The 19,864-nt window shown below is 63.0% G+C and carries 18 protein-coding genes and 2 pseudogenes; 9 read left to right on the top strand and 11 right to left on the bottom strand.

The features are described from left to right. Positions 1-23 precede the first annotated feature (23 nt). Together EAH75_RS06045 and EAH75_RS06040 are read right to left on the bottom strand one after the other, a co-directional pair. A complete protein-coding gene (locus EAH75_RS06045; protein WP_140650731.1) occupies positions 24-2,435 on the bottom strand; it encodes a DUF3772 domain-containing protein in 2,412 nt (803 codons plus the stop codon). Between the two features lie 75 nt (positions 2,436-2,510). After that, a pseudogene (locus EAH75_RS06040) lies at positions 2,511-2,726 on the bottom strand (DUF6157 family protein); the annotation flags it as partial. Between the two features lie 84 nt (positions 2,727-2,810). On the opposite strand from EAH75_RS06040, the gene EAH75_RS06035 reads away from it, so the two are divergent. Beyond that, a complete protein-coding gene (locus tag EAH75_RS06035; protein ID WP_170212224.1) occupies positions 2,811-4,652 on the top strand; it encodes an ABC transporter ATP-binding protein in 1,842 nt (613 codons plus the stop codon). Between the two features lie 50 nt (positions 4,653-4,702). Then, positions 4,703-5,164, top strand: a complete 462-nt coding sequence (locus EAH75_RS06030) for a GNAT family N-acetyltransferase (protein ID WP_140804760.1) — start codon at positions 4,703-4,705, stop codon at positions 5,162-5,164. Between the two features lie 58 nt (positions 5,165-5,222). Here the strand turns inward: EAH75_RS06030 and EAH75_RS06025 are convergent, their stop codons facing one another. After that, positions 5,223-6,704: a PLP-dependent aminotransferase family protein gene (locus EAH75_RS06025; RefSeq protein WP_140804758.1), complete on the bottom strand. Its 1,482-nt coding sequence runs from the start codon at positions 6,702-6,704 to the stop codon at positions 5,223-5,225. Between the two features lie 113 nt (positions 6,705-6,817). Between EAH75_RS06025 and EAH75_RS06020 the strand changes: the two genes are divergently transcribed. Both EAH75_RS06020 and EAH75_RS06015 read left to right on the top strand, forming a co-directional pair. Continuing rightward, on the top strand, positions 6,818-7,846 hold the full coding sequence (locus EAH75_RS06020) for a transporter (protein WP_241668898.1): 1,029 nt from the start codon (positions 6,818-6,820) through the stop codon (positions 7,844-7,846). 43 nt (positions 7,847-7,889) lie between these two features. Then, complete coding sequence (locus EAH75_RS06015; protein ID WP_206666201.1) at positions 7,890-8,471, top strand: hypothetical protein; 582 nt, start codon at positions 7,890-7,892, stop codon at positions 8,469-8,471. Between the two features lie 423 nt (positions 8,472-8,894). On the opposite strand, the gene EAH75_RS06005 is transcribed toward EAH75_RS06015, so the two are convergent. Further along, positions 8,895-9,446, bottom strand: a complete 552-nt coding sequence (locus EAH75_RS06005) for a DUF1579 family protein (protein ID WP_140804754.1) — start codon at positions 9,444-9,446, stop codon at positions 8,895-8,897. A 332-nt stretch (positions 9,447-9,778) separates the two neighbouring features. Between EAH75_RS06005 and EAH75_RS06000 the strand changes: the two genes are divergently transcribed. Then, positions 9,779-10,330: a hypothetical protein gene (locus EAH75_RS06000; protein ID WP_140804752.1), complete on the top strand. Its 552-nt coding sequence runs from the start codon at positions 9,779-9,781 to the stop codon at positions 10,328-10,330. 127 nt (positions 10,331-10,457) lie between these two features. On the opposite strand, the gene EAH75_RS05995 is transcribed toward EAH75_RS06000, so the two are convergent. Then, a complete protein-coding gene (locus tag EAH75_RS05995; protein WP_241668897.1) occupies positions 10,458-11,696 on the bottom strand; it encodes a PLP-dependent aminotransferase family protein in 1,239 nt (412 codons plus the stop codon). Between the two features lie 9 nt (positions 11,697-11,705). After that, positions 11,706-11,939, bottom strand: a pseudogene (locus EAH75_RS20150) (GntR family transcriptional regulator); the annotation flags it as partial. Positions 11,940-11,998: 59 nt separating this feature from the next. Here EAH75_RS20150 and EAH75_RS05990 point away from each other — a divergent pair. After that, entirely contained in the window at positions 11,999-12,289 is a 291-nt protein-coding gene (locus tag EAH75_RS05990) for a hypothetical protein (protein WP_140804748.1), read from the top strand. Positions 12,290-12,364: 75 nt separating this feature from the next. Here the strand turns inward: EAH75_RS05990 and EAH75_RS05985 are convergent, their stop codons facing one another. Together EAH75_RS05985 and EAH75_RS05980 are read right to left on the bottom strand one after the other, a co-directional pair. Continuing rightward, a complete protein-coding gene (locus tag EAH75_RS05985; protein ID WP_140804746.1) occupies positions 12,365-12,997 on the bottom strand; it encodes a LysE family translocator in 633 nt (210 codons plus the stop codon). Between the two features lie 428 nt (positions 12,998-13,425). Further along, positions 13,426-14,076, bottom strand: coding sequence for a hypothetical protein (locus EAH75_RS05980; RefSeq protein WP_206666200.1), 651 nt, complete (start codon positions 14,074-14,076; stop codon positions 13,426-13,428). Positions 14,077-14,176: 100 nt separating this feature from the next. Between EAH75_RS05980 and EAH75_RS05975 the strand changes: the two genes are divergently transcribed. Beyond that, on the top strand, positions 14,177-14,578 hold the full coding sequence (locus EAH75_RS05975) for a winged helix-turn-helix transcriptional regulator (protein WP_140804744.1): 402 nt from the start codon (positions 14,177-14,179) through the stop codon (positions 14,576-14,578). 396 nt (positions 14,579-14,974) lie between these two features. On the opposite strand, the gene EAH75_RS05970 is transcribed toward EAH75_RS05975, so the two are convergent. Beyond that, positions 14,975-16,030 carry a hypothetical protein gene (locus EAH75_RS05970; RefSeq protein ID WP_140804742.1) on the bottom strand — a complete coding sequence of 352 codons (1,056 nt, stop codon included), beginning with the start codon at positions 16,028-16,030 and terminating at the stop codon, positions 14,975-14,977. Between the two features lie 169 nt (positions 16,031-16,199). Here EAH75_RS05970 and EAH75_RS05965 point away from each other — a divergent pair, with 169 nt between their 5' ends. After that, positions 16,200-16,928, top strand: a complete 729-nt coding sequence (locus EAH75_RS05965; RefSeq protein ID WP_161596196.1) for an AraC family transcriptional regulator — start codon at positions 16,200-16,202, stop codon at positions 16,926-16,928. 1 nt (position 16,929) lies between these two features. Here EAH75_RS05965 and EAH75_RS05960 read toward each other — a convergent pair whose 3' ends face one another. Next, positions 16,930-17,403, bottom strand: a complete 474-nt coding sequence (locus EAH75_RS05960) for a cupin domain-containing protein (RefSeq protein WP_140804740.1) — start codon at positions 17,401-17,403, stop codon at positions 16,930-16,932. A gap of 55 nt (positions 17,404-17,458) precedes the next feature. Then, positions 17,459-18,265 carry an MBL fold metallo-hydrolase gene (locus EAH75_RS05955; protein WP_140804738.1) on the bottom strand — a complete coding sequence of 269 codons (807 nt, stop codon included), beginning with the start codon at positions 18,263-18,265 and terminating at the stop codon, positions 17,459-17,461. 110 nt (positions 18,266-18,375) lie between these two features. Between EAH75_RS05955 and EAH75_RS05950 the strand changes: the two genes are divergently transcribed. Continuing rightward, positions 18,376-19,845: a PLP-dependent aminotransferase family protein gene (locus tag EAH75_RS05950; protein WP_140650783.1), complete on the top strand. Its 1,470-nt coding sequence runs from the start codon at positions 18,376-18,378 to the stop codon at positions 19,843-19,845. The last annotated feature ends 19 nt before the right edge of the window (positions 19,846-19,864 follow it).

Genomic DNA, 19,864 nt, shown 5'->3' with positions numbered 1-19,864 from the left:
GTGCCGCTGGCACGGGGTGCGCGTCAATCGTGATCGTCGTGGTTGTCGCCCAGCGGCGGCAGTCTGCGCAGAACCATGCTTTGCGGACTGGTCATCGGCAGCTTGGCCACGCGCAGCCGCTCGAGCATCTCGAACAGCAGGTCGCTCTTCACGCTGCTGACTTCACGCGGGCTGTTGACGTAGGCGGTGCAGCTGAACAGCATCGAGCCGCCGTCGAGGTTTTCCAGCTGCACGGTCGGCGCCGGCATGGCGAGCGTGCCGGGGTGGGTACGCAGCACCTGCAGTATCAATTCGCGCGCCTTGCCCGCATCGGTGTCCAGTGGCATCGGCAACTTGATCTGCACACGGCCCTGCGCATTGGCCAGGGTCACGTTGCGCACTTTCTCGGTGATCAGCTGGGAGTTCGGCACGATCATGGTGGAGCGGTCGCCCATCTGGATTTCAGTGGCGCGCACGTTGATGCGGCGGATGTCGCCCTCGACACCGTTGAGGCTGACCCAATCGCCCACCTTCACCGGCCGCTCGACCAGCAAGATCAGGCCGGAGATGAAGTTCTGCACGATCGCCTGCAGGCCGAAACCGATCCCCAGCGACAGGGCGCTGACGATCCAGGTGATGCTCTTCAGATCCACGTGCAGTGCGGCCAGCGTCAGCACGAACACCAGCATGCCGCCGAGGTAGCCGAGCAGGGTGACGATGGAATCCTGCATGCCCGGTTCCATCGTGGACTTCGGCAGCAGTTGCTCGCGCAGCCAGCGCTTGAGCATGCGCAGCACGAACATGCCGGCAACTAGCACCAGCAGGGCGGTGAAGATGGTGCCCGGCTCGATGGCCAGGTCGCCGAGCTTGAGGCTGCTGAATGTCTGCCCGGCGCTGGTCAGCAGATCCTTCGGACCGGCGCCGAACGGTGTCAGCACGGTCGCCAGCGCCAGCAGGATCAACATCACCCGGCTCGCCCCCGAAAGCAGGGTGGCGGCCTGCTCCAGCGTATGCGGTGCCAGTTCGAACGTGGTCTGCAGCCGCTGGCCGCCGCGCCCGCGCGGCGACAGCAAGGTGTCGATCAGATCGGTCAGCAGATGGATCAACAGATACACGGTGGCCACGATCACGCCGACCCACAGCATCTGCACGGCGACAAAGAACGCCAGCGCGATGAAGCCGGTGATCACGCCCAGCCAGCTGACCACCACGCCCAGCATCGCCGCTGCGGTCAGCAGGCCGATCCATATCGGCCGCTGCTCCACCTCGACGCCGCTCACGACCAGCTCCCTGCGAGCTCGCCGCATGCGCAGCAGAGCCATGCAAATCAGCCCGCTGACGACCAGCGCCATCAGCGCGCGCGTTGCGACCGTGGCCGGAAGGCTGGTGCCGATCGTGCGACTGGTGCGCTCGAACAGCCCGAACAGCAGTGCTGCAGCACCCAGCAACCAGGGAAACGGGCGCAGTCGTTGCGCCACCAGATCCGACAATGCCGGCAAGCGCCACGATGGTCGTCGCACCGACAGCAGCGCGCGCCCCAGCCCGGTCACGTACGCCGCAAACCACACCAGTCGCACCGCCGATGCGGCCAGCGCATCGAGATCGGGGTCGAGGATGTCATTCCAGTTCAGGCCCAGATACACCAGCTGGGCGGCCAGCCCGGTGGTCAGGATGGCAGTCAACGCCACTGCCGTGGCCATTGCGCTGCGGCGCAGATGGCCGTCCGGCACGTGACGTGTGGCCAGCAGCAGCAACAGCCGCTCCAGCAACCAGCGACCGCCGCCCAGCAGCAACGCGGCGGCGATCAGACACAACAGCAACGGCCGGCGATTCGGTGGCTGCCATGCCTCGCGCCATGCTTCGACACCACGCGCGCCAAGTCGCCGCAACCGCACCATGTCGTCGGGGGCGCTGCGCGCCGTATCCACCCAGAACGCCGCGCTGAAGGGCGTTGCCGTGCGTGACGCAAGCCGTGCCTGGAACTGGTCGTTGCGCATGCCGGTGAGCTGCGCGGCCAGCTGCAACGCGTTCTGACTCAGCAGCTGCGCCTGCTTGATCTGTGCGTCAAGGTTGGCCTGCGTTTTTTCCAGCTGCCGGCGTTGGGCGGCGACTTCCGGCGCTTCGGCCGCGGCGCCCTTGGCGGGTGGCGGCCCCAGCACGGCGAGCTGCGCCTGCAAGGCCGCCATCTGCGGCGCCAGGCTGGTGGCCAGTTGGCGGGCCTGGTCCTGCACGCTCAATGCGGTGTTGCGCAGGTCGCCCAGCGGCACGTCGGTACTCTTGTCCTTCAGCGCCGCCTTGACCGTATCGAGTTGACCGCCCAGTTGATCCAGCGTTTGTGCCGGGGTTGCCGCAGGCGCAGTGGCCGCTGGTTGCGGGTCGCTGTTCTGGGCGAACAGCGTGGGACTGCCGAAGGTCAGCAGCAGAAGCAGAAGGTAGCGGAGCAGGGTCGTAGGCATCCGGGCATGATCGGAGCGTGGCTGCGGGCGGTCAATCGTGTCGGGTGAATGGAAGGCAGTCTCCGCGGCTGGCGTTCAGATTTTGGCCCCGCACTTCCCGTACATTGCCTGGCAGGTACAGGCGCGCTTGCTGCGCATGGCGAATCGTTGCATCAGCGAGGGATTGCCGGCGAAGCGCTTGTACGCGGGCGACTCGACCGTGCACAGCGCCACCTTGCCCTCGGCGTTGAAATACAGTCCCCAGCCGTAACGCTTCGGCAGCGGCGAGGCGCGCATGCAGGCGTGCGCTACGGAGAAGAATTCCCAAAATTGTCACAGCGCTCCGGTCGGGCTTCAAGCACAATGACGACACACGCAAGCCCGGAACACCTGATGATCTTCCGCTGGTTCGAATCCCTCATCGACGCGTTCAAGGAACCGGTCGACAGCATGCCGCCGCAGTCGGTGTGGCGCTTCTACGCGTTCTACCTGCGCCAGGTGTGGCCGGTGTTTGCCGCGGCGATCGTGGTGGGTTTTGCGGTGGCGATCGTCGAGGTGTCGCTGTTCGGCTTCATCGGCAGCATCGTCGACATGGCCAAGGGCGCGCCAGGTGCGGCGTTCTTCCACGAGCACGGGCGCACCCTGCTGTGGATGGGTTTCGTGGCGTTGATCGCACGACCGGTGCTGGGCAGCCTGCACGATCTGCTGGTGAACCAGGCGATCGTGCCCAGCCTGACCAACCGCATCCGCTGGCAGAACCATCGCTACGTGATCCGTCAGAGTCTGGGCTTCTTCCAGAACGACTACGCCGGGCGCATCGCCAACCGCATCATGCAGACTGGCGGTTCGCTGCGCGCCTCGGCGGTACAGATTGTCGATGCGATCTGGTACGTCACCATCTACACCGGCAGCGCGATCGTGCTGTTTGCCAAGGCGGATTTCTGGCTGGCGGCGCCGCTGGTCGTGTGGGTGTTCGCGTATGTCGGCCTGTTGGCGTTCTTCATTCCGCGCATCAAGCAGCGTTCGTGGAAGGCTTCGGAGGCGCGCTCGAAGCTGATGGGCCGCATCGTTGACGGCTACAGCAATGTGCTGACCCTGAAACTGTTTGCGCATACCCATCGCGAAGAAGCCTACGTGGCCGACGCAATGGCCGAGCAGACCGACAAGCTGCGCTGGATGACTCGCGTCACCACCGCGATGGACGCCAGCATCACCACGCTCAACGGCTTCCTGATCGTCGGCACCTCGGCGCTGGCACTGTGGCTGTGGAGCGAGGGCCGGGTGACGGTCGGCGCGATTGCGCTGTCGACCGGACTGGTGATCCGCATCAACAACATGTCCGGCTGGATCATGTGGGTGGTCAACGGCATCTTCGAGGACGTCGGCACCGTGCAGGACGGCATCACCACGATCTCGCAACCGCGCGCGGTGCAGGATCATGAAGGCGCGATGCCGCTGGAAGTGACCAACGGCGCGGTGCGCTTCGAGCACATTCATTTCCATTACGGCAAGCAGGGCGGGGTGATCGCCGGGCTTGACCTGGCCGTGCGCGCGGGCGAGAAGATCGGTGTGGTCGGCCCGTCCGGCGCCGGCAAGTCCACCCTGGTCAACGTGCTGCTGCGGCTGTACGACCTCGAAGACGGGCGCATCCTGATCGACGGCCAGGACATCGCACAAGTTACGCAGGAGAGCCTGCGCTCGCAGATCGGCGTGGTGACTCAGGACACCTCGCTGCTGCATCGTTCAATCCGCGACAATCTTCTATACGGCCGTCCGGACGCCAGCGAGGCGCAGATTCTCGAGGCCGTGCGCAAGGCGCGCGCCGACGAATTCATTCCACAACTGGTCGACGGCGAAGGCCGCATCGGCTACGAGGCGCTGGTCGGCGAGCGCGGCGTGAAGCTCAGTGGAGGCCAGCGCCAACGCATCGCGATCGCCCGCGTGCTGCTGAAAGACGCACCGATCCTTGTGCTCGACGAAGCCACTTCCGCACTCGACTCCGAAGCCGAAGCGGCGATCCAGGACAGCCTCGACATCCTGATGCAAGGCAAGACCGTGATCGCGATCGCGCACCGCCTGTCCACCATCGCCCGAATGGACCGACTGGTGGTGCTGGACAAGGGCCATATCGTGGAAACTGGCACGCACGCCGAACTGATCGCGCAAGAGGGCCTGTATGCGCGCTTGTGGAAGCGGCAGACCGGTGGCTTCGTGGCGGCGGAAGACGCGGCGGCATGAGATCGCGACCGTCGCTGAGCAATGACCATGGAAAATCCCAGGACAATCGCATGAACCAGCCCGTCGTGATCCGCCCGGTGCAGAGGGCAGACTTTCCTTCATGGAGGCTGCTCTGGGACGGCTACAACGCCTTCTACGGCCGCAGCGGACCGACCGCGCTGCCGGATGAAATCATCCAGACGACCTGGTCCCGGTTCTTCGACGTCGACGAACCGATGCACGCAATCGTGGCCGAGCACGACGGCAATCTGCTCGGGCTGGCGCACTTCCTCTATCACCGCAGCACCATCCAGCTCGGGCCGAGCTGCTATATGCAGGATCTGTTTACGGTCGAGGCAGCCAGAGGCATGGGAGTTGGCCGCGCACTGATCAACGCGGTATACGAGTGCGCGCGGCAGGCCGGTTCTCCGCGCGTCTACTGGCAAACCCACGAGACGAATACGGTAGCCATGCAGCTCTACGACAAGCTGGCCGGGAAGTCGGGGTTCATCGTGTACCGGAAATTTCTGTAAGACGTGTTGCTTGCACGGGCCGCGCAACAGGCTTTGCGCAGGCTGCGATTCGGCTATCTCAGATACACATCCTGAGCTTGCGCACACCGTCCTGGATCTCGCGCACACTGGCGCCGCTGTAGCCGAGGATCAGACCGCCCCTGCCTGGCGGGTTTGCATAGCAAAGGGACAACGGCCTGGCTGAAACGCCGTGATGGCCCGCCTTTATCGATACCGCCACGTCGTCAACGCCGGGCGGCAGCAACGCCGTCAGCTGCATGCCGGCCTCCGCGCCGACGACTTCAAGCCGGTCTCCCATGCACTTGTGGATCGCTTCCAGCAGCGCCGTTCGCCGTTCGAGATAGAGCATCCGCATGCGGCGGATGTGACGCGCAAAATGTCCCTCGCGGATGAAGTCGTTCATGACGGCCTGGTACAGCGTGGAAGAAAACGTGTCGACCGCGTTGCGTGCATCGAAGAAGGCGGGTACCAGATCCTTCGGCACCACCACGTAACCGAGGCGTAGCGCCGGAAACACGACCTTGCTGAAGGTGCCGACATAGATGACCCTGCCATCAGCGTCCAGCCCCTGCAGCGAGGCGATCGGGCCGCCGCCGAAACGGAACTCGCTGTCGTAGTCGTCCTCGATGATCCAGGCCCCGCTGCGCATCGCCCAGTTCAGCAGCTGCATGCGTCGCGCCGCACTCATGGCTGTGCCCAACGGAAACTGGTGTGACGGCGTGACATAGACGGCGCGTGCGCTGCGGCCACGGCGAATGCCTTCGGCCACGTTGAGGCCTTCGTGATCGACGGGCACCGGAATGAGTTTGGCGCCCACGGTCATCAGCGCCTGACGCGCGCCGGGGTAGCCCGGCTCCTCCACCCATGCGCGTTCCCCGGGATCCAGCAGCACATGCGCGCAAATCTGCAAGCCCTGTTGCGATCCGGTTGTCATCAGGATCTGCGAGGCATCGCAGCGCACGGCGCGCACGGTATTCAGGTACTCCGCGATCGCTTCGCGCAATGGCGGGTGTCCCATCGGATCGCCGTAGACCATCATGTCGATGGACGGCTTTCGCGCATGCCGGTTGACCAGCTTCGACCACGCACCCGTCGGGAAGTGCTCGAGTGCAGGCAGACCGATTCGAAAGGCACCCTGGCTGTCCAACCATGACTGTGCCGGCTCGCGCATCAACGCCGCCCGCTGCGAGATCCTGCGCGCAACCCTGTGCTCGGGGATCTGCAGCGGTGCATGTCGCGACTTCATGTTCGCCGGCTGCACTGTCTCTTCGGGGATCGATCGGGCGACGCACGTACCGGCGCCTACGAAAGTTTCCAGATAGCCTTCGGCGTACAGCTGTTCATACGCGCCCAGAACCGGTATTCGGGAAATCTTCAGCTCGCCGGCAAGACTTCTGCTTGATGGCACGCGCTGGCCCGGCCGCAACTGGCCGTCGACGATCGCGTGCCGGAACCAGTCGGACAGTTGGCGATGCATTGGTGTCCCGCTGTCGGTGTCGAGCGGGATTGGCGGCAGGAAACTGGCGGAGATGCGTTGCATCTTGGTACCTCGCAAAGTGGCTATATCGTATCTCGTCAAAGTGGATATTTAAGTAGACCACTATGCAGCTTAGCTTCTCGCTCATCCCATGTGATGCGCAGGAAAAACGAGTGATGCGGTCAGTCCCGAAGATGGTCCCGTTTCGACGGGTGATCTGCGCCCTGCTGATGTGCACGGCGGGAAGTTTTCTGAACCCTGTTCCGGCACTCGCCCAAGCCGTCGCGGCCGCCCCGTTGAGCGCGTCGGCGACGGCATCCGCGGACAACCAATCGCTGGACGATGCCTGGTGGACTGGCCCCCTGCTGGCGAATTCGGCAGGAACGTTGCCGCCGGGACATGTCCTGGTCGAGCCGTATCTGTACGACATCTCCAGCGCGCATTCGCATAGCTACGGTTCGCGCACGTACGTGCTCTATGGCCTCGCCAATCGACTCACGGTCGGGGTGATTCCGGTGTTCGGCTACAACACGATGAGCGGCGGCCCGCACAGCTCGCACGTGGGGCTGGGCGATTTCACCTTTCTCGCGCAGTACCAGCTCACGCAGTTTCATGAAGGCAGCTTGATGCCGACGGTTTCCTTCGAGGTGCAGGAAACCTTTCCCACCGGGAAATACGATCGACTCGGCGACCGGCCGGCCGATGGGCTCGGCAGCGGCGCCCATGTAACCACGTTGCAGGTCAACACCCAGACCTACTTCTGGTTGGCGAACGGCCGCATCCTGCGCGTGCGCTTCGATGTGTCGCAGGCGTTTTCCAGCCACGCGAATGTTGCCGACGTCAGTGTCTACGGAACCGGTCCGGGATTTCGCGGAACGGCCAGGCCCGGAAGTTCCTTCTTTGCCGACCTGGCCTGGGAATACAGCCTGACGCGCAGCTGGGTGCTGGCGCTCGACCTGACCTACAGCCACAGCCGTACTACTTCGGTGACCGGCTACGTGCAGGGGCTGGATTCGAGCAGCGTGCCCCCTCCACCGAGAATCCACCTGGACTCTGGCCCCAGCAAGGCGTTCGGTTTTGCACCGGCGGTGGAGTACAGCTGGAACGCGAACGTCGGTGCGATTTTTGGCGTTCGGGTGATCACCGGGGGTCACAACACGGCGACCACGGTCACGCCGGCCGTGGCGCTCAACGTCGTCTACTGAGGGAATTGCGATGAATGCATTCAGATCCATTCGTGCCGGCCTGGTGGCCTCGATCCTGGTCGCCGGTACGCTGCCGCTGCAGGGATTCGCCAGCCAGCCAGCCGCTGCACCGGCAACAAGTCGCAGCCCTGCGAATCGAGATGGGCAACACGATTTCGATTTCGAGATCGGCAACTGGAAAACCCACGTCTCACGCCTCCAGCACCCCTTGACCGGTTCCACCGTCTGGCTCGAGTACGACGGCACCAGCGTCATCCGCAAGATCTGGAACGGCCGCGCCAACCTGGTCGAGCTCGAAGTGGATGGTCGGGCAGGCCATATCGAACTGCTGTCCCTGCGCCTGTACGACCCCGCGTCGCGCCAGTGGAGCCTCAACGTTGCCAGCAGCAGGGGCGGTGGATTGGGCGTGCCCACGGTCGGCGGGTTCAAGAACGGACGTGGCGAGTTTTACGACAAGGAAACACTGGACGGCCGCGACATCCTGGTTCGATTCGTCATCTCGAAGGTCACGGCCGACGTGTACCGATTCGAACAGGCCTTCTCCGCGGATGGGGGCAAGACCTGGGAGGTGAACTGGATTGCGACGGACACACGGATCAAGGGTGAAGCCAGTCATGCGGGCTGAGCTTCAGCGCGCATGTCGAACAGGATCCTGACGGATCGAAATCTATTTTCTGGTTCACATGTCGCGCCGCTTGGCAGGCGCATTCGAGGAGTTTGCGACATGCGAAAAGGCGATGTGTACGGCACTCAAGCCGGGTGGGGTTCAAATCGTGCTCGACCACATCGCCACCAGGCACTCGCCTGCGGGCGTGACCGACACCTTGCACCGCATTGAGCCTTCGGTAGTATGCCGCGAAGTCGAAGCAGCAGGATTCAAGTTCGGAAGCGAGAGTGCGATCCTGACCAATCCCGCCGACCCGCACACTGTCACCGTGTTTGACAGGTCGATTCGCGGCCACACCGACCGGTTCATCTGCACGGCTCCCGATCAATCTCCTCAGAGAGCAGCGGTTCCCGCGTCGCCTGAGCGGGAGCCCGGATGCGATCACTTGAGCCGTGTCAAATAGGCTTTGAACGCGGTTGCCCATGTCAGGCCGCCGTCGCGGGAGTAAGAAATCTCATAGCGATCAGAGTCGGTCCTGATGTCTGACCAAACTCCGCGTACCAGTACCGTGCGACCTTTATAAACAGTCGTGCCGAACAGCTCGCCCCGGCCGTCTTTGAAGCCTCCGATGGTCGGGGCCTCAATCTCTCCCGAAGCGCTGTCGATGTAAGTCTGGCTCCATTGCCCGGCTTTTGAGTTGTAGACGAACAGCGAGGCGCCTTCCCAATGTCCACTTGGGCCGTCGGCCTCGATTTCCTCAAGCCACGCGCGGCCACCCCAAATCGGCCGCACTGTCTTGGTACCGTCCATGGTCACCGTGTGGGTCCCGCCATCGAACGGGTCGAGCACTTGCGTGACATGGGTATGCCAAGCCCCGCGAACAAAGTCGAAGTCATGTGAGCCGTCGCGAGGCGACGCGGCTCCTGCGTTCAAGGATGAGCAAGCAAGAACGCCTGCCATCATGACGCCACGTAACAGCTGTCTCCACATCATCGCGTTCTCCACATAAGCAACAAACCCTAGGGCAAGACTTTAGGGAAAACCCGCAGCGCCAGCAGGGCCAGTCGGAGAAATTTAGGGTGGTCCACTTCGCTGGACGCGACGTTGGGAGGCTTCGATGACGACGCGGGCATAAGCCACGCTGGAAAGCCCGGTCTCGTTAGTGCAGCCAGTTATCCAAAGCGCTGACTTTCCCGTCAAAGTGGCCCGCATGCTTTTCTGGGAAGTGGCGTCTATAAAACTGGGTGCAATTGAAATAATGCGATCCGCAGTCGATCCATTCATGGCAATACAACCTGGTTTATTCAACACTTCGGTGGACCTCTATGATCAAGCGTGAAAGAACATGGGCAATCTCGGTTTTATCGACGGCGATCCTCTTCGCGGCGGTCGGGCCGATAAAGGCGGCGGAACGGGATGGCCAGCATGACTTCGACTTCAATTTCGGTACGTGGAAGACCCACGTGTCCCGGCTTGTGCATCCGCTGACGGGCTCAACAACCTGGACCGAGTACGACGGCATGTCAGCCGTTCGCAAGGTTTGGAACGGTCGCGCCAGCCTCTTCGAACTCGAGGTGGAGGGGCCGGCCGGCCATATCGAAGGCGCTGGACTTCGCCTGTACAACCCGCAGGCCCATCAGTGGAATCTGAACTGGGCAAATAGCAGCGTCGGCATGCTGGACGGCGCCCCCATGATCGGGGAGTTCAAGGACGGGCGCGGAGAATTCTATGGCCCGGATACCTTCAAGGGACGACGTATCATGGTGCGAAACGGCTTCTCCGACATCAAGCCAAATTCGTCCCGCTTCGAGCAAGCGTTCTCCGTCGATGGAGGTAAAACCTGGGAGACGAACTGGGTCATGACCTTCACCCGCTAGAGCCGGGAAAGTTGGCGTTGGCAGGTCATAGTCGGCGACGACGACGCGGGCGTCGATAGTGACGCCCCACGTGGTTGCGTTGGATGCGGCAGAGCCGGCGTTTCCCCCTATCGGGCGCCGTCTGCGCCTAGAGCACGTCCCGTAACGCCTTCAGGCCTTGCTCGATATCCTTGAGGTCAGCGGCCCCGTAGCCAAAAACCAGGCCTTCCGATGTTGGTGCGCCGAAAAAATAGCGCTCGAACGAATGCAAATGCACGTTCAACTCCAGCAATCTGGCGGTGACACGTTCGAGGCGTTTGGGTAGCGTCGAGAACGCCGCCACATGCATCCCGTAATGCGACTGCATCGGCGACAGTTCTCCCGAAAAGTCCGACCGGAGTATCTCCTCTATGAGGTCCCGTCGCTTCCTGTATACGCCACGAAGCTTTCGCACGTGCCGCGCCAGATGCCCATCCGCGATGAAACGGGCAACCGCCATTTGCGTCAACGTCGGGCAATGCCAATCGAGACAGTTCTTCGCTGTGATCAGCGCCGGCATGGCCCATTGGGGTGCCACTATGAATCCCAGTCGCAATGCGGGGAGCATGCACTTGGAGAAGGTGCCGACGTAGAACACGTCATCCGCGGTCGCCGTGGACCGTAGCGCCTGAAGGGGAGTGCCGTCGTAGCGGAATTCTCCGTCGTAATCGTCCTCAACGATGACCGCCCCATGCTTGCGAGCAAAGCTGAGCAGTGCCGCCCGCCGCTGCACGGACATGGATACGCCGATCGGAAATTGGTGTGAAGGACATACGCAGACAACGTGTACGGGAATCGGCAGGGCGTCGACCACCAGCCCCTGCGCGTCGACCGGTACGGGCACGACCTTGGCGCCGGCGGCGAGAAATGCAGCACGCATCGGGGGGTAGCCTGGATCTTCAATGGCGACCGTCGTAACCCCGGGAGTTACCAGTACACGGGCGAGAATATCGAAAGCCTGCTGCGCGCCGGCGGTAACCAGCACATCGTTGGGCTCGCACACGACCGCGCGCGAGATGCCGATGTGCGTCGCGATGGCCGTCCTCAGTGGGAAATGCCCCTGATTGCCTTGCGGACTCTTGAATGCAGGAGGCTTCAATTCCATGCGCCGGAGCTGCTTGGCACTGACCCGACGAAATATTTCGAAAGGGAACAATCGCGGATCAACCAGCGCGGGCCGAAAATCCAGGGATGCAGCAGCCCTCGGCGCCTTTGTACGCTGACTGTCGTGCCAGAAGTTGAGTGCGCGGGCAAGTTCTGGCCGCGACCACAGCGAATTCAGACGCGGGTCGGGCGTTAGCTGCGTCGAGAGGAGCCCGCGCGGCGGATGACGCTGCTTCGACGCCACATACGTTCCCGACCCTTGCCGGGACCGTACCAACCCCTCGACTGCCAGCCTCGCATAAGCCCGGGCAACCGTGTTTCTCGATACACCGAAAAAGACAGCCGACTGACGCTGCCCCGGGAGTTTGGATCCGGGAACCAACCGACCATCAAGGATCGCGGCGCGCAACTGCGCACAGACGGATTCCGCAGATCGGCGGCTCCCTTTAGGCGGGGGGTCAAAAGCAATTTCGAACAGACTACTCATACCCGGCACATCGCTTGCCACGACTTGGTTCCTCCGGATTGGCTCGGCAGTGTGAGGACATGAAGAATCCACCTGCAGTTCTACGCATAGCTCGGGGCGCAAAGCTGGCCTTTGCAGCCGAGGGCACAACCTTACGGCAGAACAACGACCAGCATCTGTTTCATTTCCGCCTGCACGTGATTCCGCGATTTGAAGGAGATTCCGCCAGTTTCAATCGGGTGCCCGAATGGACAATGGAAAGTGTGCAGCGCGCGATGGCTGGTAAACCCTCCCAGGCACGGTCGCGTGTCATCTGGCCATTCCGCAAGAGACTCCCCGTCAACTCCACGCGTTTGATGCTCTTGCGCTGAGCTTTCGGGCCGATGCCGGTCCGTGTGTTGTCCGCTGTCTGGGCGGCCGGAATCGCCACGGCAGACGGAATCTTTTCAGCGCCGGGCTTCGGTCGCCATCCGCACCGCAAGTCCCGCCAGCACCGTACCCATCATCCAGCGCTGTACGGCGAGCCATACCGGGCGACCGGCGAGGAAGCCGGCGATGGTGCCGGCCATGATCGCGATCACTGCGTTGACCGACAGGCTGATTGTGATCTGGGTAAATCCGAGCACCAGCGACTGGCCAAGCACATTGCCGCGCTCTGGACTGATGAATTGCGGCAACAACGACAGGTACAACACCGCCGCCTTCGGATTCAGAAGATTGGTCAGGAAGCCCATGACTACGAGCTGCTTCGGGCTATCGGCCGGCAGGTTGCGCACCTGGAACGGCGACCGCCCACCGGGCTTGACCGCCTGCCAGGCGAGATACAACAGATACACCGCGCCAGCGAAGCGCAAGGCGTCATAAGCCAGCGGCACGGTCATCAGCAAAGCGGTAATGCCGAAGGCGGCGAACAACATGTAGACGATAAAGCCGAGCGCTACGCCCACGAGCGAAACCAGCCCCGCCTTGCGGCCCTGGGAAATCGAGCGGGAAACCAGGTAAAGCATGTTCGGGCCGGGCGTCAGCACGAGGCCGAGTGCAACCAGGGCGAAAGCAAACCAGTGATGAAATTCGGGCACGGCACCGCTCCATATGTGAAGTTGAATCGGACAGCGATTGGGGCGGTCGAGAGTTTACTGGTCGATCCGGCTGCCGGGGCTCCTCGATCCAGCGACGCAACGCTATCGACCAGACCAGCGCACGCGTGACCCGAGAGGGCATGGGGCCCAGATCGACGAACCATGTCCGGTCTCACGCTTTAACCCGCCGGCAAAACGTCGGGGTAGATGAGCGAAAGGACGCGATCGAGCTTGTCCGATAGCAGCGACCAGCCAGACCCCTCCGCCAAGGTCCCACCCTGCGATGGCCTGCGTACTCAGCTCAGCAGGTTTACGCGCGGCTCCTTTGGTCACCCGGCCAACCTGCCGTCGGCACAGAACAACAGCAACAAGCCCAAAGCAAACGCCTTCGGTGTGCGCAAAGAGCAAGCGCCACAATGCCGCTTGTTCTACTTGTTCCGTCGGCTCTGCATCAGCGCCGTTATGTGCAGCATGAGAAACAACGGCACTTGAAACGCCGGAATCAGCAGCAACGGCAGGGTTGCCATGGGCGCGGTGCTGATTTTCCCCGGAATTCCTCCAGCCAGCATGGCACTCAAGGCGCCCATACAGACGGCTATGACCAGATCCAGGATGCCGAGGACATTCCAACGGACGAACGCGGCGCTCGCGGCGAATCCAGGTTGACGTATGAGTCCAAGAATCATCCACGGCGCAGCAAAACCGATTGCCATGTCTCCGAGTCCAGCGGTTAGAGCGAACCCGGCAGGGAGCACGTGGTTGGCGTACAGGGAAAGGAAACCGAAACCCTCCCACCGCCACGCCTGCATACCCGTGATGAGACGCAGATCCAGCGAAAGAATCAATTCGCGGAACGATCGCGAGAGGCGCATCCATACAAAGAAGAGCAGCAAGGGAGCAGTGACACCTATCGCCATGGCAATGGGTGGTTTCCCTGGCGGGCCGACGAAAGCTCCTGTTGCGCCGAGCGATACAACCAGCAAGAACCATACGGACAAAGCGAGGATGACGCTTGCGCGAACGCTGCCGAGCCCCGCGGAAGGTGAGTTGGCCGGGGGCTGAAAGGCGGTGGTTTCCATGGATCCTCCAGTGACTTGCGTTTTGCAAGTGTCTACCCAACGTAGCACCATGACTTGCACTCTGCAAGTAACCCGCCCTTTGGGCCATGGAGTCCGACAAATGAGTACCCGCAAGACTTTTCTGCGCTCCCCCTGTGCGGTTGCCAATTCGCTCGACGTCGTTGGCGACAAGTGGTCGCTGCTCGTGGTGCGTGACTTGCTGCACGGCAAGCACACTTACGGGGAGCTCGCAGCTTCACCGGAAGGTATTCCAACCAACATCCTCGCTGATCGGCTCAAGCGCCTCGAAAGTGCCGGCATCATCGTCAGGACCCCTTATCACGAACGTCCCATCCGGTACTCCTATACGCTCACGCAGAAAGGAAAGGATCTGGGCGGAGTGCTGCTTGCATTTGTGCGATGGGGCAAACAGCACATCCCGGGTACGGTGGCACTGAGCGCAAGCCAGGCGAGTGACGGAGCGATGGCCTCGGCGAAGAACTCACGCCACACACCCGGTTAAAGCATTCAAGCCACACTCTCGCCACATCTACCTGCCAGCCAAAATTTGGCCGTGGACCATCGATTCGATCAATAGCCTCTGGCTCGACTCACGACGCCAGACATTCCCTGGCCCATACCCTCCGCATGGAAGGGCAGTTGGCGCGACTGCCGATTGATGAGCAGCACAAACGTCCGCTTCTGGCCGATCTCTGGCGGTCGCGCAGATCTTCGCGGTAGTTCTCACCAGCTTTGCCTCGATCGGTAGGTGCCGGCCGAGCGAGCGGTTCAATAGCCTGGGGCGGGCTTGTGCGCGCAGTCCCCGGGAGGCGCGCCCGCCGTCATGGTTGGAGGCCGATGACAAGATTGCGGGCAAGGAGACGGGATTGAGAGAAGCCGGCAAGAGGCGGCAAACGTGTCACACGAGCAGCTCCGGGTGCGGATTGCGCCCGAATGGCGCCGCTCCACCCAGACGCAAGGCAGCAGCGGCATAGGCCCACAACGCCTCGGGCGACGCGGCGTGTTCGGGTGGCGAACCATCGGGAAGTTGCCGTCCGGTCGTACCCGTCTTGACGTATTTGCCGATCACAGTGGCGGTGCCGCCTGGTGCATGATCCGCGCCTGGTAGCGTCCGGCTGAATTCGCCGACCAACAGCGTCACCACGTTGCGTTCGGGTAACGCCATTACACGGTCGAGAAATGTGATCAGCGAAGGCGTGATGGGCGTCATGATGTCGCGCGCCAGCGTTCCCGCGTCGTCGTGATGGGTATCGAACTGCCGGTCGGGTCGCCCGGTGTAGGCAGGCTGCGCGAAGATCACGCCGACGTCCGCGAGGATCAGCGATTCGATACTGGCGAAGGTCGCTCGCTGGTTGTCGATGGTGGTGCTTCCGGTGACCACGCCATAAGCATGGCGGATGTTGTCGAACTCCGCGGCGGGGAAATGCCGGTTCACGTCTTCGAACTGCACGATCCGTTCGAAGACGGTGCCGCGCTCCGCCGGAGGCGTCGTCGCGACTCCGACGGGCAGGCCGAGACTGTTGACGATGGCGCAACGGGCCGCCCCGCCGGGCATGGCTGCGGCCATCTGCAGCAGCAGGCTGTGCGAGTTTTTTTCCAGCATCGCCGTCCGTGCCTCCGTGTGCGGGTAGCGGCCATGCCTGAAACCGATCGAAGCCATGTGCGTCAATGCCGATTCCGGCAAGGCGCCAAGCGAACCGGCATCGACGCAAACACCGTTTGCCAGGACGCGGACATTGTCGGCGGTCACGCCGTAAGCCCCATTGGAGAGGAACGAGTCCGCACTGTTGAACAGGCCTGCCGGCCCGCCATTGAGCCAGAGCACGACCAGCGTCGGCCGCTCTCTGCCTCCACGGGTTTTGGCCCGCAGGCCCAGGCCGCCCAGCGCGAATGCTCCTGCCAGGGTGGCGCCTGCCTTGAGCACCGTACGTCGCGTGATGATCGGGTCGTTCATGGCTATCTCTCTTGTGCCGGTGTTTTCGCCGCGTGTGCGTCGATTGAATGCAGCGCGTTGTTGTGGGCTGACCGTTCGTCCAGAATCAGCCTACGGTGTCCGTATAGCGAAAGGAGGCCATTCTGTGTCGCGTTCCAGACAGCACGTTGGCTCGAAGCCGGCATGGCCGGTGACAGCGCTCGCCAAGGATTATCCAAAGGGGTGCCAGATACCGAGGCATCGGCATCGGCGTGGGCAGATCATTTATGCGGCGTCGGGCGTCATGCAGGTGACGACGCGCGAGGGCATCTGGATCGTGCCGCCGCAGCGCTCGCTATGGGTGCCCGCCGGGATGACGCACGAGATCCGCATGGAAGGCCACGTGGCCATACGCACGCTGTACCTCGATCGCGGCAGCAGCATGTCGCTCGGTACCCATTGCCGGGTTCTGACGGCAACGGGGCTGCTTCGCGAGCTCATGCTGGCGATGGTCCAGGCGCACCGGTCCAGAGACAGGGAGCGCATGCTGATGATGACGCCGTTGCTGCTACATGAACTGCGGGGCGCCGAAGAGATGGCCATCCACATCCCTTCGCCGTCCGATCCGCGCCTGAGGAAAGCATGCCAGCGCATGCTGGTCGACCCCTCGCGGACGGATACGCTCGATCAGCTGGCGCAGCATGTCGGCGCCAGCAGTCGAACGCTGGCGCGGTTATTCGAAAGCGAATTGAAGATGACCTTCGCGCGTTGGCGGCAACACGTGCGACTGGCCAGGGCGTTGAACCGGATGAGCGCCGGCTACCCCATCAAAAAAGTCGCGCGCGATGCCGGTTACGCAAGCTGCAGTGCATTCAGCGCGATGTTCCACCGAATCCTCGGCGTCACACCCACCGGCTACATGAAGCAGATGAGCGTTTGACTCAGCGATCCAGCAGATCCTGCACCTTCAGTCCATTCGCGCCGCAATATCGTTCGTACTCCGCCAGCTGGGTGCTGGCTGACGCGCGGGCGGTCACGATGCCGCCGGGGCCGAGGAATTCCACCGCACCCATCACGATTACCATCGCGATCATCGGTTCGTCGCCGACGATCTTCCACCAGTCGACATTGCCGGGCGGTTCGTACACATAGTCGCCCGGGCCGATCAGTTCACCGGTGCACAGCTTGCGTGTACCTGTGAGGTTGTAGGCATGGATCTCGCCGCTGTGGCGATGCAGCGGCATCACCACCCCAGGCTCCATGCGCAGCAACTCGACGAAGCCGCGATCGTCGGCGAAGAAGCGCAGCGGCCGCGACGATTTGCCGGGTGTCGCGGACGGTATCCATTGCTCCCCGGCGGCGCTGCTGAACCGCGCCGGCAGGTAGTCGTGCATGCGATGGGATGGACTGGTCATGCCGGTGTGCTCCTTCGATACGTGAGTGAACGTTTGTGCTCGTCTCTGCTGACGATCAGCCAGCCATCGCCGACAGGTAGCGTTCGAACGATTCGTCGACCGCGGCGCGAGCTTTGCCGATGATGTTGCGGCCCCAGGTGTAGCCAAACACGTCTTCGAATGCGTAACCCTCGAGGCGCGCCTGCATGCCCCGCACGGCGCCGGATTTCATCGGCATGTAGTTGGGGTAGCTGTGCATGAAGGAGACGTGGCGTCGGTCACTCACCACCTGCGGCGCGTCGCCCGAGAACAGGGCCCCGCCGGCGCGCGGGCCGTCCTTCCAGTGCAATACCGTGCTGCCGGGAAAATGGCCGCCGCTGCGGATCAGCGTCACGCCATCGGACAACCGGTGCGTGTCACCGCTCCAGAACCGGATGTTCGGCGATGGCCGGCGCACCCATTCCTTGTCCGCTTCGTGGAGCAGGATCGGGACGTTTCCCAGCGCTTCACTCCATTCCACCATCGACGAGTAGAAGTGCGGGTGCGAGATGGCGATCAGATCCACGCCGCCGCGCGCCTTGAGCACGCCGACCGCGTCATCGGTGACCAGGCTGAGGCATTCCCACAGGATGTTGCCCGCATCCGTGGGCAGGTAAAGCGCCCGCTGGTTGATCGCGAAATCCGGCGCAAGCCCGATGCCCAGCAGGCCCGCATCATCTTCGAGCCGCAGCGTGTAGCCGGACTTGAGTGCGTCATGCGTCGTCCATGTCTGTCCTTTCGGTCCGACATACTGGCGATCGTCTTCGCACACCGGACAGTGCATGGGCGCTGCGGGCGCATCCGCATACTGGGTACCGCAGGTCTCGCAGATGGACAGGGTCATGACAGGGCCTCCTCGGGTTGAGCTTCTGCAATGGGGCAGACATCGATTTCGTTCGAGGCTCATTCTGGGAGTAATCTGGTGCCTTGATTGATCCAGTTCATGGATATTCGATGGAACCAGTTTTCCCCTTTACCGTCGTGCTTCCATCACGCAGCCAGGGCACGCTCACCCACGCACTGCACCAGCAGCTGCGCTCTGCAATCCTTGACGGACGATTGCCCGCGGACTCGCCATTGCCTTCCACGCGACGGGTCGCCGAGGCGCTCGGCGTAGCTCGCAACACCGTGGTCACTGCCTACGACCTGCTGGTCGCCGAGGGCTATCTGATCCCGCAGAAGGGTGCGAAGCCGGTGGTCGCCGACCTCGCCCGACGACGTGCGACGAAGCCATCGAAATCAAAAGTCGATATCAAGGAATCACGTTTTGCGCCGATCTGGCGCGCGCCGTTCCTGCAACCTTCGCCTCCCCGAATGCTGCCCGAACGCAGCTTCCGGCTCGGTATCCCCGATCACCGCCATTTCCCGCACGCCATCTGGCGCCGGCTGATGGCGCAGACGCTGCGCAGGAGCTCGCGCGAACAGTCCGCCTATGCACCGTCGCAGGGTATTCCAGCGCTGCGTGAAGCCATCGCTCGGCACATTGCCTTTGCCCGCGCGGTGACCTGCACCGCCGATGACGTGATCGTGACTTCCGGCGCGCAGCAGGCGTTCGACCTTGTCGCCCGCCTGCTGGTCACGCCGGGGCAGACCAAGGTGGCGGTGGAAGAACCCGGCTATCCGCCGGTTCGCGCGGCGTTCGCAGCGGCCGGCGCGCAACTGGTGCCGCTGCCGGTGGACGACGAGGGGCTGTGTGTCGAGCGCCTGCCAGAAGATGTCCGCATCATCAGCGTCACTCCTTCGCACCAGTCGCCCACCGGCGTAGCGATGTCACTGCGCCGGCGCACCGCCTTGCTCGACTTCGCCCGCACCCACGACGCGGTGATCGTCGAGGACGACTACGACGGCGAATTCCGCTTTGGCGGCCGCCCGCTCGACGCGTTGCAGACGCTGGACCGCGACGCCCTGGTGTTCTACATCGGCACGTTTTCCAAAAGCATGTTTCCCTCACTGCGCAAGGGCTTCGTCGTCGCGCCGGCTTGGGCCCGCAGTGGCCTGATCACCGTCAAGCATTGCGCCGATTCGCATTGCGACACCATCACCCAGTCCGTGCTGGCGGCTTTCATCCGCGATGGCCACCTCGCGCGCCACGTCCGGCACATGCGGCCGATCTACGCCGAGCGGCGTGAAGCTTTGCTCGATGGCTTGCGGCGTGAGCTCGGCGAGTGGATGGAACCGATCCCCTCCGAGGCGGGCCTGCATCTGGCGGCTCGCATTCGCAAGCCCGAACTGGCGTCAGCGATCATGCCGAAAGCCCTGCGGTTTGCGGCTGGTGCCGAGTCGACGGCGGATTATGCGATGACGCGGGAGATCGAGCCGGCGGTGACGTTCGGGTACGGGGTGATCGACCCGGGCGAAATCACGGCTGCATTGATCGATCTCCGCCGTGCGCTGGAAAAGGAGCTGGGAGGTCGGACGAGCTGAGCGATGGGCAAGGCCGCGA

Origin of the sequence: Rhodanobacter glycinis, from assembly GCF_006438785.1 — a bacterium.
GTDB lineage: Bacteria > Pseudomonadota > Gammaproteobacteria > Xanthomonadales > Rhodanobacteraceae > Rhodanobacter > Rhodanobacter glycinis_A.
Note: the sequence above shows the minus strand (reverse complement) of the source record. Positions and strands in the feature narration are given on the sequence as shown.

What these genes read in the sequence shown, in the direction of transcription:
- EAH75_RS06005 (WP_140804754.1), bottom strand. Translation starts at nt 9,446, where the DNA reads ATGATGTGGAGACAGCTGTTACGTGGCGTCATGATGGCAGGCGTTCTT.
- EAH75_RS06025 (WP_140804758.1), bottom strand. Translation starts at nt 6,704, where the DNA reads ATGCAACGCATCTCCGCCAGTTTCCTGCCGCCAATCCCGCTCGACACC.
- EAH75_RS05975 (WP_140804744.1), top strand. Translation starts at nt 14,177, where the DNA reads ATGAGTACCCGCAAGACTTTTCTGCGCTCCCCCTGTGCGGTTGCCAAT.
- EAH75_RS05955 (WP_140804738.1), bottom strand. Translation starts at nt 18,265, where the DNA reads ATGACCCTGTCCATCTGCGAGACCTGCGGTACCCAGTATGCGGATGCG.
- EAH75_RS05980 (WP_206666200.1), bottom strand. Translation starts at nt 14,076, where the DNA reads ATGGAAACCACCGCCTTTCAGCCCCCGGCCAACTCACCTTCCGCGGGG.
- EAH75_RS05990 (WP_140804748.1), top strand. Translation starts at nt 11,999, where the DNA reads ATGAAGAATCCACCTGCAGTTCTACGCATAGCTCGGGGCGCAAAGCTG.
- EAH75_RS05950 (WP_140650783.1), top strand. Translation starts at nt 18,376, where the DNA reads ATGGAACCAGTTTTCCCCTTTACCGTCGTGCTTCCATCACGCAGCCAG.
- EAH75_RS05960 (WP_140804740.1), bottom strand. Translation starts at nt 17,403, where the DNA reads ATGACCAGTCCATCCCATCGCATGCACGACTACCTGCCGGCGCGGTTC.
- EAH75_RS06030 (WP_140804760.1), top strand. Translation starts at nt 4,703, where the DNA reads ATGAACCAGCCCGTCGTGATCCGCCCGGTGCAGAGGGCAGACTTTCCT.
- EAH75_RS06000 (WP_140804752.1), top strand. Translation starts at nt 9,779, where the DNA reads ATGATCAAGCGTGAAAGAACATGGGCAATCTCGGTTTTATCGACGGCG.
- EAH75_RS06020 (WP_241668898.1), top strand. Translation starts at nt 6,818, where the DNA reads ATGCGGTCAGTCCCGAAGATGGTCCCGTTTCGACGGGTGATCTGCGCC.
- EAH75_RS06045 (WP_140650731.1), bottom strand. Translation starts at nt 2,435, where the DNA reads ATGCCTACGACCCTGCTCCGCTACCTTCTGCTTCTGCTGCTGACCTTC.
- EAH75_RS05970 (WP_140804742.1), bottom strand. Translation starts at nt 16,030, where the DNA reads ATGAACGACCCGATCATCACGCGACGTACGGTGCTCAAGGCAGGCGCC.